We start from the raw sequence: 14,490 nt of genomic DNA on the forward strand, positions 1-14,490 counted from the left end.
CTTGTTTTTACCCGCAAGATAAGATCAAAAGATCGCAGCCTCGCCGGGGCTCGACAGCTCCTACAGGATAGGTAGATGCAAGAAACCCCGCTTTTGGCGGGGTTTCTCGTTTAAAGCAGCCCAAGCTTATTGATCGCGCTGATATTTCGAGCCGAACTCAGGGCGGTTATCCGCGACGTAGAGCTTTGCTTTCAGCGAATCCTGATGGTCGACGCCCACGGTGTTGACGTTCAGTGTCGCGGGTTGGCTGACTTTAGCCGCTGCAACGACTTGCGAAGTGGCGTGTGGGGCGGCGATGGCGGAAGTAGCGCCAAGAACCGAAAGGGCGAGTCCAAGACCGATGATGCTTTTCATGATGTTGCTCCAGAGGGTGGGGAGAAGTTGTGGCCACTGTAGTGCTGGAGCGCCGCGATGAAAAAACACCCTTGCGCATAGTTGTTATCGAGAGCGTTGATCTTTGGTCAGCGGGATTTTTGCGTTGGAGTGCAAAACCTGTGGGAGCGAGCCTGCTCGCGATGGCGGACTGACAGGCAACAAAAATGTTGAATGTCACGCCCTCATCGCGAGCAGGCGCGATCCCACAGTGGGTCTCTTTGTCTTGAAGATCGTGATCAGTAGCGCTGATATTTCGAACCGAACTCGGCACGGTTCTCGGCGACGATCACACCGCCGAGCACTGCGTTGCCCGGGATCGAGGCCACGCGCTCATGCAGTTCCTGGAGGCGATCGGCACCGCCTTCAGCGACACGATTCTGGATCAGGCGATCAGAGCCACCTTCTGCCACGCGATTCTGATGCAAGCGGTCTGAACCACCTTCTGCCAGCAGAGCCTGGATCTGGCCGGTGGGTGCAGTAACCGGGGTGTTCGCCGATGCAAGGTTAGACAGGCCAAGACCGCCCACCAGTGCCAGGCCGAGTGCCAGGGACGAAACTTTCGAGAAGTTGAACATGGGTAATTCTCCGTGCGCTTAAGTGTGAGGGGTCAGTAGCTCGTGCTATCTGGTTGTCACAGTTAAACGCCGGGGTGTATCGCTGTTGTGTGCGTAAACGACGTGAAATCGGCTTCTGCGTATCTCGCGGGGGTTCCGATACAGTGCGATACATATTGCCTTTGGCTTTCACGCCTGGGCGTCGAGCATTTCCACCGGAAAAGAGAACACGTAGCCCTCGCTGCGCACGGTCTTGATGTAGGTCGCTTCCCGCGAGTCATCCTTCAACCGTTGGCGCAGGCGACTCACCAGCAAATCGATGGAACGGTCAAACAGGTCGGCATCGCGGCCCTGAGTCAGGTTGAGCAACTGGTCACGGCTCAGCACTCTTTGCGGGTGATCGAGAAATACCCGCAGCAAACGATATTCGGCACCACTGAGAGCCACCAGGGTGCTGTCTTCGTCCAGCAAATGACGGGCCGTGGTGTCCAGGCGCCAGCGGCCGAAGGCGAGCATCCGCCCGCTCTCGCTGATCAGCAGGTTGGGCGGCAGCATCCGGGTGCGACGCAGCACGGCATTGATGCGCGCCAGCAGTTCACGGGCGGCAAAAGGTTTGGTCAGGTAATCGTCGGCACCCATTTCCAGGCCGAGGATGCGGTCGGTTTCGTCGTTGCGTGCAGTGAGCATCAGGATCGGCGTGGCTTTGTGTTTGCCCGCGCGCAATTCGCGGCACAGCACCAGGCCGTCATCGCCGGGAAGCATGATGTCCAGCACGATCAGGTCCACCTGGTTGGCTTCGAGGAAGCTGCGCATTTGCCGGCCGTCGGCGACCACAGTGGTGCGCAGGCCGTTTTTCTTCAGATAGTTGCCGACCAGTTCACGAATCTCGCGATCGTCATCGACGATCAGGATGTGGTTGACGTGGTCCATTGCTCTGGTCCTCTTATTATTCGCTTTCAAACCGTGGGAGCCGACATCCGTTCCCGTAGGAGCTGCCAAGGCTGCGATCTTTTGATCTTGATCTTAGGGGTTGTCAACGCCACCGAAACGCAAGATCAAAAGATCGCAGCCTGCGGCAACTCCTACATTGGATAGGTTATCTTCCCCGGCATTTAGATCAATTCTCTATCGCAGAAGCAGCGAACCGAAGCAATGGCTTCGGTTCGCTGAATCACGCTTCACATCAAAATCACGCAACAACTTGATAGCACGGCACATAAGCCGCGCCACCCGGCAGTTTCATCCGGTGCTGGGCGACGAAGGCTTTGAGCAGTTGATCCAGCGGTTGCATGATCGCCGCATCACCACGGATCTGGTATGGCCCGTGTTCTTCAATCAGGCGAATGCCCTTGTCCTTGACGTTGCCGGCGACAATGCCGGAGAACGCGCGGCGCAGGTTGGCGGCCAGTTCGTGGGCCGGCAGGTCGCGGCTCAGTTTGAGGTTGGCCATGTTTTCGTGGGTCGGATCGAACGGGCGCTGAAAGCCTTCGTCGATTTTCAGCAGCCAGTTGAAGTGGAAGGCGTCATTGCGCTCGCGTCGGAACTGTTTGACGGCTTTGAGGCCCTGGGTCATCTGCCGTGCAACTTGGGCCGGGTCGTCAATGATGATTTCGTAATGCTGTTTGGCAGCGTCCCCCAGAGTGGCGCCGACGAAGGCGTCCAGTTGCTCCAGGTAGGGCGCCGCGTGTTTCGGGCCGGTGAGGATGACCGGGAAGGGCAGGCCTTCGTTGTCCGGGTGCATCAGGATGCCGAGCAGGTACAGGAACTCTTCGGCGGTGCCGGCGCCGCCCGGGAAGATGATGATGCCGTGGCCGACGCGGACGAAGGCTTCAAGACGTTTTTCGATATCCGGCAGGATCACCAGTTCGTTGACGATCGGGTTCGGTGCCTCGGCGGCGATGATCCCCGGTTCGGTCAAGCCCAGGTAACGACCGCCATGGATGCGCTGTTTGGCGTGGGCGATGGTCGCGCCTTTCATCGGGCCTTTCATCACGCCGGGGCCGCAACCGGTGCAGACGTCGAGGCTGCGCAGGCCGAGTTCGTGGCCGACTTTCTTGGTGTATTTGTATTCTTCGGTGTTGATCGAGTGGCCACCCCAGCACACCACGATCTTCGGCTCGACGCCGGGGCGCAGGGTGCGGGCGTTGCGCAGCAGGTGGAACACGTAGTCGCTGATGCCCTGGGAGTTGCTCAGGTCGATACGTTGGCTGTCGAGTTCGCTTTCGGTGTAGACGATGTCGCGCAGGGCACTGAACAGCATTTCACGGGTGCTGGCGATCATTTCGCCGTCGACGAAGGCGTCGGCCGGGGCGTTCAGCAGTTCCAGGCGTACGCCACGGTCTTGTTGGTGAATGCGGATTTCGAAGTCCTTGTAGGCTTCGAGGATGGTCTTGGCGTTATCGACATGGGCGCCGGTGTTGAGGATGGCCAGGGCGCATTGGCGGAAGATGTTGTAAGTGCTGCCGGATCCGGCTTCGCTCAGTTGCTGGACTTCCCGTTGGGAGAGTGTTTCCAGACTGCCTTTCGGGCTGACCGATGCATTGATTACTTGTCGTTGGGTCATTCAATGATCCTTAAAACGATGTCATTCCCACAGAAAACAACGAATGGCATCCGAATAGAGTGTATCCATGAAAGAAGATGGCACGAACTGCGTGGTCTCGCCATGTCCCCGTTTGACGATGAAAAGATGAAAAGGAGCCCCAGCATAGCTAAATCCCTCGCAGAGGCGATAATGCCCGCACTCTTTTTGCCTGCAACTGAAGGAAACCCGACGTAATGTTCGAAATCCAGCCGATGAACGCCGACATCTATCGGCAGCAAACACGGCGCAGCACGCTGATTATCGCGCTGATTTTCCTCGTGCTGGCGCTGGCGTTCTCAACCGTGGCGGTGGCGGTGTTCGGCGAGCCCGGCGGGGACAATCTGCGGTTCAACATCGGGGGTGTGTTTGCCGCGGTGCTGGTGATGGCGGCACTGATGCGCAAGGTATTCTGGACCCGGCAATGGATGGCACCGGCGGTCTACAGCTGGCAATTGAAGCGCAGCCTGATGAGCGTCACGAACGTCATGCATCACGTTACGGCCGCTGTAGAAAAGGATGATCCGAGTGCGATGAAGCTGCTGCGCTTCTATCATCTGGGGTTGAGCCAAATGCACCAACTGGATGGCAACTCCAGCGATCACGGCCAATTGCACCGGGAAATGGAGCAGCACAAGGCGCGGATGGAAGCGCTGGGCATCGACACCGAGCAGACAACACTGGATCCGGCGTGGCTGGAGGCAGTGAAGCAAGGCGCACGGTAATCCGCTGGCGTGGAGGTTGGCCTCTCACTAATCTGATCCCTGATCAGGCATAGTCAGCGACAAATGCGGGCAGGAAGCATCGCTTTTCACAAGATTCAAGGAGCGAGCGACATGGGGCATCCCTCTATTCACGAGCATATTGAAAACAGCCGACCTGGCGTTGCAAGGCTCAAGGTTCGCTCGGCGCTGACGCTGATGGTTGCGGTATGCCTGTCGATGACGTTGATCGTGATCTGGGAAGCCTGGAGCTCGCGCCAGTACCATCTGCATGACAAGGAAGTGGCAATGTCCAACCTTGCGCAGACTTTGGCCTCGCAGGCGCAATCGACGATCAAACAGGCCGATACGCTGCTGTTTACGCTGGTCGATCGCCTGGAGAGCGACGGCGTCGACCCGGGCCGGTTGCATCGTCTGCAACGTTTGCTCAGCGCCCAGCGCAGTGAATTGAGCCAGATCCACGGTCTGTTCGTGTATGACGAAAACGGGCAATGGGTCGCCAATTCAAACGGTGCCGAGGTGGGCATCCCCAACAATTCCGACCGTGAGTATTTCAAATTCCACCGCGATCATCCCGATCGCGGGCCGCACATCGGGCCGTCGATCAAGAGCCGTTCCAGCGGCGAATGGATCATGACCGTGTCGCGTCGGGTCAATCACCCGGACGGCAGTTTTGCCGGGGTGGCGCTGGCGACGATTTATCTCAGCCATTTCCTGCAACTCTACGACAGCATCGATATGGGGCATAACGGCGTGATCAACCTGATCGCTGACGATGCCAGCATTATCGTGCGTCGACCGTTCAATGAGGCGGACATCGGCGCCAATCTGGCCAAGAGCCCGCTGTTCACCCAACTGCTCCCCAGCGCCCGGTCAGGGACGGCTACCATCAGGTCGGTAATCGATGGCGTCGAGCGGGTGGTCGGGTATCGCCGGGTCGATGATTATCCGCTGATCGTGTTTGCTGCACTGAACAAGGAAGAAGTATTGGCCGGCTGGCGCAAGCAGACCCTGCTCAGTGCCGGGATCGTCCTGTTGCTGCTGGGGTTTCTAGGTGTGCTCGGTTATCGCCTGATCAAGCTGATGAAGCAGCAGGATCGCATTCAGTTTGAGTTGCTTGGCACTCAGGAAAGGCTCCTTGAACTCAACCGCAACCTGGAATTGCTGGCGTTGGAAGACGCGCTCACGGGGCTGGCCAACCGGCGCCAATTCGATTTGTTCATTCATTCGGAAATGGGCCGCGCGCGGCGCAACGTGACGGGGCTGGCGCTGCTGATGATCGATGTCGACCATTTCAAGGCATTCAATGATCGATACGGTCACCTGGCCGGTGATGAGTGCTTGCGCAGGATCAGTGCAATCATCGTCGACAACATCAAGCGCCCCGGTGATCTGGCGGCCCGCTTCGGTGGTGAAGAGTTCGCCGTGGTGCTGCCGGGGACTGACTATGTCGGGGCGTTTCTGGTGGCGGAGAAAATCCGTAACGCGGTGCAGGCGGCCGGCTTGCTGCACGATGAAAGCCCGTTAGGCATGGTGACTGTGAGCGTGGGCGTCTGCGGTTACGATCCGGCATCGCAGGCGCAGAGCGAAGACTTGATCGGTGCCGCCGACAAGGCGCTGTACGTGGCCAAGGCCAGCGGGCGCAACATGAGTGTGATTGCCAACTGACGCTCAGACAAACCGGTCACTGCCTTGGACCAGTTTGGTGGACAGGTACGACTGCTTGAGTTTTTCCAGCCACCAGCCGAGGGCGCGACCGTCATGATCGCCGCGCCAACCGGCATACAAAATGTTGGGCTCGCGCGGGTCGGCCATCTGCTTTTCAATCAACGTGCCGTTTTTCAGTAACGAGCTGACTCGGTGCCTTGGCAGCCAACCCACGCCCAGGCTGTCGCACTGTGCAAGGATTTTTGCGCGCATGGTCGGCACCGCGAGAACCGGTTGCCCGCCGGAAACGCCGTAGGTGCTGCCCTCGGTGGCGCGGGACGAGTCGGCAACGACAATCGCCCGGTGCTGCGCCACCATGGCGCGTGAAATCGGTTCCCTGGCCTTTGCCAGCGGATGTTTTGGCGAAACTGCGAATACCCACTCCATTGCCCCCAATTGCATCCAGCGCAGGGTGGGGATCGCCGGCGGCTCGTTGGTGGCGCCGATGATCAGGTCGGCCCGGCCTTCGCGCAGCGCTTCCCAGACACCCCGCAGCACTTCCTGGGTGATGCGCAGCGGGACGCCGGAACCCAGGGCATCGAATTCATGGATCACTGGCATCAAGGCTTCGAACTCGAGCAGTTCGTCGGTGACGATCCACAGTCGGCTCTCCCAGCCGTTGGCCACTTGCTGTACCCGTTGGGTCAGGCGCGAGACGTCCTGCATCAGCCGCGCCGCTTCATTCACCAGCAGTTCGCCAGCCGGAGTGAGTTGCAAGCGGTAGCGGCGACGGTCGAACAGCAACGCATCGAAGCGTTCTTCCAGTTGCCGTGCGGCATAGGACACCGTGGACGGGGCCTTGCCGAGCTGGGCGGCTGCGCGCGACAGGCTGCCGGTTTCGCGGATGGCTTGCAGCAAGGCCAGATCTTCAGTCGACAGCATGTTCGCAAATCCTTGAAAGAGTGAAGATCAAAAGATCGCGGCCTGCGGCAGCGCCTACATCGAGTGTAGGAGCTGCCGAAGGCTGCGATCTTTTGGGGGCACTACCGATGCCGGATCAACCGAAGATAGACCAGCACGTTAAGCACCAGCACAACACTGCCCAAACCGAGTTGAATGTCAGGCGTCAACCCAGCCGGATAAATAATCGGCCAGACGTAATGTTCAATGAAGCCACCGCCATAGCCGGTTTGCCCGGCAGCATGGCGCATGAGGTTTTCCCACTGTGTCAGCGGGCAGGGCAGGTGAAAGAATTCCACCGCCACCCCCCACGCCGCGGCAGGCAGGTGCCACCCCATCAGGCGGCGCCATTTGAGCACCAGCAGGCCGCCGAACAACACAAACACAATGAACAACAGATGAAACAGCACCAGCCCATCGGCGGCGATTCGGTAGAGCATGTCGACTCCCGCAGGCGTCAGTTGAATCGGTCCATGGTACGCGGGCCGGTGGTGGGCGTTCTAACGATTGTTCAGCGCGCCGAGTTCTGCCTTCAAGCGCGCCACCATAGCGTCGCTGCTGCGTTGCATGGGCGCGCGAAGCTCATCGCCGATCAGGCCTTCGAGAGCCAGCGCTGTTTTTACTGGGGCGGGGTTAGGTTCAATGAACAGGCATTGAATGAGCGGCAGCAGACTGAAGAATGTCGCGCGGCCGGCGGCCAATTGGTTGTCACGGATCTGTTGATACAACGCAACGAAGCGATCGGGATAAACATGCGCCGATGCCGCAATCGCCCCTTTGGCACCCAGGCACAGGGCACTGAAGATCTGGTGGTCTTCGCCGCACAGCACATCGACCTTGCCACTGGCCAGTAATGCCAGGGTGTTGGCCTGATTGCCGCCACAGTCCTTGATCGCGACGATCCGCTCGTGGGCGACGATGTTGAGCAGGGTCGCCTGTTCGAAGGCCACGCCGGTGCGATAAGGAATGTCGTAGAGAATCAGTGGAACGCTGGAGGCATCGGCGACGGTCTGGAAAAATGCTTCAAGCCCCGCTTGGGACGGCCGAATGTAATACGGCGGCGGCACCAGCAAACCGGCAATGGGACGCTGGAGGATTTCGCGCTGGAACTGCAGCAGTTCAGTCAGGTTATTGCCAGCCAGGCCCATGACCACGCGATGGGCTGGCACCAGCTCCAGCACGGCATCAAGCACCGCCAGTTGTTCGTGTTTGCCCAGTGCAGCGGCTTCCCCGGTGGTGCCGCAGACCACGATACCGTCGACGCCTTTTTCCAGGAGATGGCTGACCAGCCTCCGCAGCCCGACGAAATCGATGGCGCCGTTGTGGAACGGTGTGATCAGTGGAACCCAGATACCTTGAAACGATGACATGCGCTTTCTCCTGATGGTTGACCGATTTCGTCACCGTCAGAAGCGTAGAAGGCAGTTGGCAGAGGGAGGGTGGTCCGTCGCGCTCAATGTCCTGTCAGCTCATCTGACGGGACAGCGCGCCCCGGTCACATGAGCGACTGTTTCTTCGATTTGAGGGCGTTCGCAACGCAACCTTGCGCCTTGGCATTCAAGCCAATGACGACAGAGTTGAGGTTGGAGCTTGCGGACATTTTTACTTACACCCTGAATGAGGCGCTCAGTTTTAAAAGCCGGCGCGGTATTTGTCAATCGGGAAAAATCTGCGCCGATGAATGATCAATTGCGCAAGATTGTTCAAGCCATTCGGCGCGGCGGCTGGCACAGTCTCAGGTCTTTCCCTGGTTGTAGAGCGTTATGTCCAACTCACTCATGCCGCGCAGCGCGTTTCTTCGCGGCGCCGCGGCGATCATGCCGTTGTCCCTGGCCACCGCGCCGTGGGGCCTGCTGGCCGGCTCCATGGCCATCGAAGCCAATCTTACCCCTTTGCAAGGCCAGGGTCTGTCGAGCATCGTGTTTGCCGGTGCGGCGCAACTGGTGGCCATCGGCATGCTCAAGGGCGGGGCCGGGATTTTTTCGATTCTGCTGACCACGCTGTTGCTGACGTCCCAGCATCTGCTTTACGGGATGAGCATGCGTTCAGTGATTTCACCGTTGCCGGGACGCTGGCGGATAGGGTTGGGTTTTTTGCTCACCGATGAGTTGTTCGCCTTGACCAGCCAACACGATAAACAACAGTTCAACCGTTGGTACGCGCTGGGTGTCGGCCTGACGTTTTACATCGCCTGGAACCTCTTCACCCTGGCCGGGATAGTGCTCGGCAGTAGCATTCCGGGCCTGGAACACCTGGGGCTGGATTTCTCCATCGCGGCCACGTTTATCGCCTTGATCACTCCGGTGGTGCGTAGCGTGCCGACCGTGATCTGTGTGGCGGTGTCATTGTTTTGCTCGGTGCTGTTCAGCTATTGGCAATGGGGCTCGGCGTTGGTGCTTTCCGGCCTGGCGGGCATGACCGCCGGGTTTATCTGCAATAAATTCTACGGTGGACGCACATGATGGTCTGGGCTGTGATTCTCGGGATGGGCGTGCTGGTCTTCCTCAACCGTTATGTGTTTCTGGAGCCACGACTGCCGGTGCGTTTGAGCAGCAATGCCCGGCAGTTCCTTGGTTTTGCCGTGCCCGGCATGTTGACTGCGATCTGCGGGCCGATTGTGTTCATGCCGGACAAGCAGCTGAATTTGCAGTGGGATAATCCGTACCTGATCAGCTCGCTGGTGGCCGTTGGCCTGGTGCTGTACACCCGCAATACCTTGCTCAGCATGCTGTTGAGCATGGGCTTTTTCTTTTTGCTGCGATGGTGGCTGTGAGCCGGGAACGGGAAATTGATCTACGCTTAAATTTGATGACCGATCCCTTCAGGAAGAGAGGTGAACATGGCAAATGACCCTAAACGTCCGGACCCGGATGAAGACATGGATGAACCCACGGAAGAAGAGATTGAGCAGCAGAAACATTCGGAACAGACGTGGAAGCATGACGACAGCAGAGAGTTGTCGGACCGCGACATGGAGCGTCCGCTGAAACCCTGAAATAAACCCTGTAGGAGCTGCCGCAGGCTGCGATCTTTTGATCTGGTTTTTCAAGATCAAAAGATCGCAGCCTGCGGCAGCTCCTACAGGGGACTTGTGATTTCGATCAAACTGCTTCATTCCAGCGAATCTGGGTAATCCCCAGTTGTTGCGCCTTGCTGCGTGCGGTTTCAAGGGTCGTGTGTGCGGCGATGTGATGCCCGTATTCCGGAAAGGCATGGGCGGACGCCGAATGAATGGCGTCCACCTCCGAGAATTTAACCGCCAGTTTGAAGAAGTGCTGTCGCACTCCGTCCAGCAGGTAATGCACGGCATAAGGAACGAGTTCGCTCATGGATTCCTCCGAGGCTAAACGAGGCCCTGGCGCGATATTGAGGAAGGATTCAGAGAGATCTGCGTCAACAGCGTGCAGAAATAGGGAGGCTGAAAGAAGGAGAGGCTCAGTGAGCCTCTGGTATTGGGAGTGTTTCGACGCCGGGTTCGTTCAGTTCTTCTGCCAAAAGGCCCCGGGCATCGATCAAGCGTCGTCCAATAGAAATTCGGGGTGAGCAGCCCGATAACCCAGGGTCTTGTCGAGCCAGGCATTCAACTCGTTGACCATCACCGGCGGATTGCCCGGATAACTTTCAAGAGTAGAACTCAGTAGGTTATTGATATTGTGGACTGTTTGCAGGTTTCGGGTGTTTTTGTATTGTCCGATAAAACAGTCGAGTTGGTAGTGTTCTGTCGGCGAAAGATACACGCACGTCAGACTCACGACTTGATTCATTGTAAAATCGTCGCGCAATTTAGTTCTCTGCAAGGCTTGTGTTGATGGATTTCCTTAGTTGTTGACTCTTTGGTCAACTGGGTGACGCCAATGGAAATGCGGCGCGAATGCTATCGGTAGTTTTTATAAATGTATGTACGACGAAGGGATTGTCGGACAAGCGGTTAATTCGCACAGACGTGCGGACATATAAGTGTTAATTGAATGAAACAGTAGGTGAAATACCTGTACTTTCTCTTGTCTATACAATTGTTATTTATGTCGATGCCCCTGTCGTTATTGACAGGCTCAAGTTATTTCAAAAATCAATGCCGCTTCCTGGTTTCTGACATTCCCAACGGCTTTTGCGACTTTGTGCCATTGGAACGCATCGCTGCCTTCACCTTGAAAAAGTACCATCTGCTCCGCCCGCTCCTTCGGCGTGGCCGGATCAAGCCATTCGCGTGCCAGTTCTGCTGATAGCACTACAGGGCGGCGGTCATGAATATCCAGCAAACCGCCAGCGCTGTCGGCGGTGATAATGACAAAGCCGTCGTCGTCCCGAGGTGCGGCACCCGCAACGGGAAACTGGCCGATGGCGGCACAGAAAATCGGCCCTTGATCACGCCGCTTGATCAGCCAGGGTTGCCGCGTCGAATCACCGGCATCGACCCATTCGAACCAATTGTCGATCGGACAGATCGCGCGGTGCGGCCAGATCGACCGGAAGAACGGACCGTGAGCGACTTTCTCTACCCGCGCATTGATCGGTGCCGCGCGATCCTTCGCCCAGTGCGGGCGCCAACCCCAGCGCTGTGGATCGGCGTGCAGGCCATCGTCTTCCAGATGCAGGAGCGCGAGTTGCGTGGTGGGCGCGGCGTTATAACGGGCCAATGGTTCATTGCCGACATGATTGATCAGCGCGTCGGGAATGCTCAGCGCCGCGACAAAATCGTGAATGCCCCTGTATTGCGACAGCCGTCCGCACATTGATCGAATCCTCCGCATGGAGTGTTCAGCATAGATGCTTGCTGTCGGTGTCTCAGATCACGTGCGCCCGTTGCAACTCGGTCAACGACAGTGCCTTGAGTTGTGCCAGCAACGGGTCCCGGCGATCCCGGGGATGCGCCAGTTCTACTGCCAGTTCCTGGCGAATGCTGCTGGGGCGATTGCCCATCACCAGCACGCGATCACTGAGGTACAGCGCCTCGTCGACATCATGGGTCACCAGCAGCAGGGCGATGGCATGACGCTCGGCAAGTTGTAGCAGCAGGTCCTGCAATTTCATGCGGGTGAAAGCGTCCACTGCGCTGAAGGGTTCATCGAGCAACAGCACTTGCGGCCGCGAATAGAGGCCGCGGGCGATGGCCACCCGTTGTGCCATGCCGCCGGACAGGGCTTTGGGCAAGGCTTGAGCAAAACCGTTGAGACCGACTTCTTCGATCAACTGTGCGACCCAGGCTTTGTCGTAATGCTCGTCGGCGCTGAAACCGATGTTTTGCTCCACCGTCAGCCAAGGCATCAAACGGGGCTCCTGGAACACGAAAGCGACTTCACCGGCGCGGTTGCGCAGTTCGCCTTGAAAGTCTTTTTCCAGGCCCGCGACGATCCGCAGCAACGTGCTTTTACCGCAGCCGCTGGGGCCGAGCAGGCTCACGGTTTCCCGCGACTGCAACTGCAAGTGGACGTTGTTAAGCACGATGGTGTTGGCGAAGGTTTTGCGTTCGACGCGTATATCCAGCAAGTGTTCGCTCATGGCTCAATCTCCCGCGCTCTGGCCATTGAAAGTGTCACGCCAGGCCAGGAAGCGTTTCTCCAGGCTGGCAAGAATGCCGTCACTGAGTTTGCCCAGCAGCGCCAGCACAATGATTGCCGCCAGGACGATGTCCGGGCGGGATGTCTCGCGACCATCACTGAGTAAGTAACCCAGGCCTTTGGTGGCCGCGATCAGTTCGGCGGCCACCAGAAACATCCAGGCCAGGCTCATGCCGCTGCGCAGTCCGGTGAACAGGCCGGGGAGGGCGGCGGGCAGCAGAATCCGTCGCACCAGACGACGACGGCTGAAACCATACATTTGCCCGACTTCGACCAGTTTGCGATCGATGTCGCGGATCGCTGCGACGCCGTTGAGGTACACCGGGAAGAAAGCACCGATGGCGATCAGGACGATTTTCGAGGTCTCGTCGATGCCCAGCCACAGGAGCAACAGCGGCACCCAGGCCAGGCTCGGAATCGAGCGCAGGCCGGCGAAGGTCGGTTCCAGCCACGCTTCGGCTTCGCGACTCAACCCGACCCAGGCGGCGAACATCAGCGCAAGGCTGGCGCCGATGGCAAAACCCAGCAACACCCGCAACAGGCTGGCGCTGATGTGTTTCCACAATGCACCTTCGCCGAGATCTCGCAGGGTCAGGGCGATTTCGCTTGGTGCGGGCATTTGGTAGGACGGCAGCCAACCGATGCGCACGACGAATTCCAGCACCAGGAGAATCAATACCGGCAGGGCCAGGCCCTTGAGGCGTAATTGCCAGGCATTGCTCAATGGGGGCGGTGTGGGCAATGCCAAGTGGGTGGGCAGGTTTTTGCTCTTGCTGGTCATGATTTTCTCCGGTCACGACAAGATCAAAAGATCGCAGCCTGCGGCAGCTCCTACAGGGAAACGCATATCCCATTTAGGAGCTGCCGCAGGCTGCGATCTTTTGTGTTCACTGACGGGCGACGGTTTCTTTGAAACCCGTGTCGATCAACTGATCGATGACCTGATCAACATTCACCCCGCGACGTACCAGTTCCTCGGACACCAGAATCGGCGCCGCGGCCTTGGAGGCGATGACGTCCTTGGCAGTCAATTGCGGGCTGCTCAGATCGGTACGCGACAGTTGCAGCTTGGCGACTTCCAGCGGCAGGCCGGATTCAGTGGCGAGCAGTTTTGCCAGTTCCTCTGGATTTTTAACCGCCCAGTCACGGGCCTTTTCATAGGCGCTCAGGACGGTTTCGATGGTCTGCGGATGTTCCTTGGCATAGCTGTCGGTGACGCTCACCACACCATAACTGTTGAAGTTGGTGTTGCGGTAAAGCAGGCGCGAACCGGCCTGGACCTGGCTGGCGGCCATGTGCGGATCGAGCCCGGCCCAGGCGTCAACGTCGCCTTTTTCCAATGCGGTGCGGCCATCGGGGTGTTGCAAATGCACCAGTTCCACATCGTCCTTGCTCAGGCCGGCCTGTTGCAGGCTGCGCAGGGTGAACAGGTACGGGTCAGTGCCTTTGGTGGCGGCGATCTTCTTGCCCTTGAGGTCGGCCACAGTTTTGTACGGGGAATCCTTGCGCACGACCAGCGCGGTCCATTCGGCGCGGCTGTAGACGTAAACCGATTTGATCGGGCTGCCATTGGCGCGGCTGAGCACGGCGGCGAGGCTGGCGGACGAAGCAAAGTCGACGCCGCCGCTGTTGAGGTATTCCAGCGAACGATTACTGCCCTGACTCAGTACCCAACTGACCTTGGTCTGTGGCAGAGCCTGTTCCAGGAAACCGAAATGTTTAAGCACCAGGCTGACTGGCGAATAGTAGGCGTAATCCAGGTGGACTTCGGCCGGAGGCGCTTCAGCGGCCTGGGCCACGGGTTGGAGGCTCAGGGCCAGGGCGCAGGCGCTGAGCAGGTACCTGAAGGTGGGAAAGCGAACGATGGGTTTCATGGGGCTGCTCCGGGCAAGGCGTCGGGATTCTTATGTCCAAAAAATTAATTGTTTCCAATGCTTCCTGCATAAAAGGAATATTGCAGGCTCTGTGCCATGTTCCCGAAGTCAGGCTGTTTCAGGGTTTTTGCCAGGTGATTGGGAGCAGGGGATGTACACCAGAAAACAGTCTGTTGAGTCACTGTTGCCGGGCCAACACTGTGCGGGACAGGTCATTAG

Annotated in this window: 18 protein-coding genes; 5 read left to right on the plus strand and 13 right to left on the minus strand. The window is 58.3% G+C overall.

Features of this window, described 5'->3' with window-relative positions; genetic code table 11:
• Positions 1-126 precede the first annotated feature (126 nt).
• From KUF73_RS16560 to ppnN, 4 genes are all read right to left on the minus strand, one after another.
• Entirely contained in the window at positions 127-354 is a 228-nt protein-coding gene (locus KUF73_RS16560) for a hypothetical protein (protein WP_218439136.1), read from the minus strand.
• A gap of 257 nt (positions 355-611) precedes the next feature.
• The gene (locus KUF73_RS16565; RefSeq protein ID WP_218439137.1) at positions 612-950 is read right to left on the minus strand and encodes a hypothetical protein; all 339 of its coding nucleotides are present in this window, start codon (positions 948-950) and stop codon (positions 612-614) included.
• Positions 951-1,118: 168 nt separating this feature from the next.
• A complete protein-coding gene (locus KUF73_RS16570) occupies positions 1,119-1,859 on the minus strand; it encodes a response regulator (RefSeq protein ID WP_218439138.1) in 741 nt (246 codons plus the stop codon).
• 259 nt (positions 1,860-2,118) lie between these two features.
• Positions 2,119-3,492: a nucleotide 5'-monophosphate nucleosidase PpnN gene (gene ppnN / locus KUF73_RS16575; RefSeq protein ID WP_218439139.1), complete on the minus strand. Its 1,374-nt coding sequence runs from the start codon at positions 3,490-3,492 to the stop codon at positions 2,119-2,121.
• 215 nt (positions 3,493-3,707) lie between these two features.
• Here ppnN and KUF73_RS16580 point away from each other — a divergent pair, with 215 nt between their 5' ends.
• Together KUF73_RS16580 and KUF73_RS16585 are read left to right on the plus strand one after the other, a co-directional pair.
• Entirely contained in the window at positions 3,708-4,235 is a 528-nt protein-coding gene (locus tag KUF73_RS16580) for a DUF3087 domain-containing protein (RefSeq protein ID WP_218439140.1), read from the plus strand.
• Positions 4,236-4,346: 111 nt separating this feature from the next.
• Positions 4,347-5,900 carry a sensor domain-containing diguanylate cyclase gene (locus KUF73_RS16585; RefSeq protein ID WP_218439141.1) on the plus strand — a complete coding sequence of 518 codons (1,554 nt, stop codon included), beginning with the start codon at positions 4,347-4,349 and terminating at the stop codon, positions 5,898-5,900.
• Between the two features lie 3 nt (positions 5,901-5,903).
• Here KUF73_RS16585 and KUF73_RS16590 read toward each other — a convergent pair whose 3' ends face one another.
• From KUF73_RS16590 to dapA, 3 genes are all read right to left on the minus strand, one after another.
• Positions 5,904-6,821, minus strand: a complete 918-nt coding sequence (locus tag KUF73_RS16590) for a LysR family transcriptional regulator (RefSeq protein ID WP_218439142.1) — start codon at positions 6,819-6,821, stop codon at positions 5,904-5,906.
• A gap of 101 nt (positions 6,822-6,922) precedes the next feature.
• Positions 6,923-7,279: a DUF2784 domain-containing protein gene (locus KUF73_RS16595; RefSeq protein WP_218439143.1), complete on the minus strand. Its 357-nt coding sequence runs from the start codon at positions 7,277-7,279 to the stop codon at positions 6,923-6,925.
• Positions 7,280-7,339: 60 nt separating this feature from the next.
• Positions 7,340-8,209, minus strand: a complete 870-nt coding sequence (gene dapA / locus KUF73_RS16600; RefSeq protein ID WP_218439144.1) for a 4-hydroxy-tetrahydrodipicolinate synthase — start codon at positions 8,207-8,209, stop codon at positions 7,340-7,342.
• A 393-nt stretch (positions 8,210-8,602) separates the two neighbouring features.
• On the opposite strand from dapA, the gene KUF73_RS16605 reads away from it, so the two are divergent.
• From KUF73_RS16605 to KUF73_RS16615, 3 genes are all read left to right on the plus strand, one after another.
• Entirely contained in the window at positions 8,603-9,301 is a 699-nt protein-coding gene (locus KUF73_RS16605; protein ID WP_218439145.1) for an AzlC family ABC transporter permease, read from the plus strand.
• Positions 9,301-9,612 carry an AzlD domain-containing protein gene (locus KUF73_RS16610; RefSeq protein WP_218439372.1) on the plus strand — a complete coding sequence of 104 codons (312 nt, stop codon included), beginning with the start codon at positions 9,301-9,303 and terminating at the stop codon, positions 9,610-9,612. Before KUF73_RS16605 ends, KUF73_RS16610 begins: the two co-directional genes overlap by 1 nt.
• A gap of 66 nt (positions 9,613-9,678) precedes the next feature.
• Positions 9,679-9,834, plus strand: coding sequence for a hypothetical protein (locus KUF73_RS16615; RefSeq protein WP_218439146.1), 156 nt, complete (start codon positions 9,679-9,681; stop codon positions 9,832-9,834).
• Positions 9,835-9,940: 106 nt separating this feature from the next.
• On the opposite strand, the gene KUF73_RS16620 is transcribed toward KUF73_RS16615, so the two are convergent.
• The 6 genes from KUF73_RS16620 to KUF73_RS16645 all read right to left on the minus strand — a co-directional run bounded on the left by KUF73_RS16620 (position 9,941) and on the right by KUF73_RS16645 (position 14,271).
• The gene (locus KUF73_RS16620) at positions 9,941-10,168 is read right to left on the minus strand and encodes a DUF6555 family protein (RefSeq protein WP_218439147.1); all 228 of its coding nucleotides are present in this window, start codon (positions 10,166-10,168) and stop codon (positions 9,941-9,943) included.
• Between the two features lie 183 nt (positions 10,169-10,351).
• Positions 10,352-10,621, minus strand: a complete 270-nt coding sequence (locus tag KUF73_RS16625; RefSeq protein ID WP_218439148.1) for a hypothetical protein — start codon at positions 10,619-10,621, stop codon at positions 10,352-10,354.
• 270 nt (positions 10,622-10,891) lie between these two features.
• Positions 10,892-11,572, minus strand: coding sequence for an SOS response-associated peptidase family protein (locus KUF73_RS16630; RefSeq protein ID WP_218439149.1), 681 nt, complete (start codon positions 11,570-11,572; stop codon positions 10,892-10,894).
• Between the two features lie 52 nt (positions 11,573-11,624).
• Positions 11,625-12,338 (minus strand): ABC transporter ATP-binding protein, encoded by a 714-nt coding sequence (locus KUF73_RS16635; RefSeq protein ID WP_218439150.1) that lies wholly within the window; start codon positions 12,336-12,338, stop codon positions 11,625-11,627.
• A 3-nt stretch (positions 12,339-12,341) separates the two neighbouring features.
• The gene (locus KUF73_RS16640) at positions 12,342-13,178 is read right to left on the minus strand and encodes an ABC transporter permease (protein WP_218439151.1); all 837 of its coding nucleotides are present in this window, start codon (positions 13,176-13,178) and stop codon (positions 12,342-12,344) included.
• Between the two features lie 106 nt (positions 13,179-13,284).
• Positions 13,285-14,271: an aliphatic sulfonate ABC transporter substrate-binding protein gene (locus tag KUF73_RS16645; protein ID WP_218439152.1), complete on the minus strand. Its 987-nt coding sequence runs from the start codon at positions 14,269-14,271 to the stop codon at positions 13,285-13,287.
• Between the last annotated feature and the right edge of the window lie 219 nt (positions 14,272-14,490).

The organism is Pseudomonas sp. PD9R, assembly GCF_019200975.1.
In the GTDB taxonomy this organism is placed as follows: domain Bacteria; phylum Pseudomonadota; class Gammaproteobacteria; order Pseudomonadales; family Pseudomonadaceae; genus Aquipseudomonas.

Coding starts and splice junctions, on each gene's coding strand:
- KUF73_RS16620 (WP_218439147.1), bottom strand. CDS start 10,168: ATGAGCGAACTCGTTCCTTATGCCGTGCATTACCTGCTGGACGGAGTG.
- KUF73_RS16635 (WP_218439150.1), bottom strand. CDS start 12,338: ATGAGCGAACACTTGCTGGATATACGCGTCGAACGCAAAACCTTCGCC.
- KUF73_RS16645 (WP_218439152.1), bottom strand. CDS start 14,271: ATGAAACCCATCGTTCGCTTTCCCACCTTCAGGTACCTGCTCAGCGCC.
- KUF73_RS16595 (WP_218439143.1), bottom strand. CDS start 7,279: ATGCTCTACCGAATCGCCGCCGATGGGCTGGTGCTGTTTCATCTGTTG.
- KUF73_RS16580 (WP_218439140.1), top strand. CDS start 3,708: ATGTTCGAAATCCAGCCGATGAACGCCGACATCTATCGGCAGCAAACA.
- KUF73_RS16640 (WP_218439151.1), bottom strand. CDS start 13,178: ATGACCAGCAAGAGCAAAAACCTGCCCACCCACTTGGCATTGCCCACA.
- KUF73_RS16605 (WP_218439145.1), top strand. CDS start 8,603: ATGTCCAACTCACTCATGCCGCGCAGCGCGTTTCTTCGCGGCGCCGCG.
- dapA (WP_218439144.1), bottom strand. CDS start 8,209: ATGTCATCGTTTCAAGGTATCTGGGTTCCACTGATCACACCGTTCCAC.
- KUF73_RS16585 (WP_218439141.1), top strand. CDS start 4,347: ATGGGGCATCCCTCTATTCACGAGCATATTGAAAACAGCCGACCTGGC.
- KUF73_RS16570 (WP_218439138.1), bottom strand. CDS start 1,859: ATGGACCACGTCAACCACATCCTGATCGTCGATGACGATCGCGAGATT.
- KUF73_RS16565 (WP_218439137.1), bottom strand. CDS start 950: ATGTTCAACTTCTCGAAAGTTTCGTCCCTGGCACTCGGCCTGGCACTG.
- KUF73_RS16560 (WP_218439136.1), bottom strand. CDS start 354: ATGAAAAGCATCATCGGTCTTGGACTCGCCCTTTCGGTTCTTGGCGCT.
- KUF73_RS16615 (WP_218439146.1), top strand. CDS start 9,679: ATGGCAAATGACCCTAAACGTCCGGACCCGGATGAAGACATGGATGAA.
- KUF73_RS16610 (WP_218439372.1), top strand. CDS start 9,301: ATGGTCTGGGCTGTGATTCTCGGGATGGGCGTGCTGGTCTTCCTCAAC.
- KUF73_RS16590 (WP_218439142.1), bottom strand. CDS start 6,821: ATGCTGTCGACTGAAGATCTGGCCTTGCTGCAAGCCATCCGCGAAACC.
- KUF73_RS16630 (WP_218439149.1), bottom strand. CDS start 11,572: ATGTGCGGACGGCTGTCGCAATACAGGGGCATTCACGATTTTGTCGCG.
- ppnN (WP_218439139.1), bottom strand. CDS start 3,492: ATGACCCAACGACAAGTAATCAATGCATCGGTCAGCCCGAAAGGCAGT.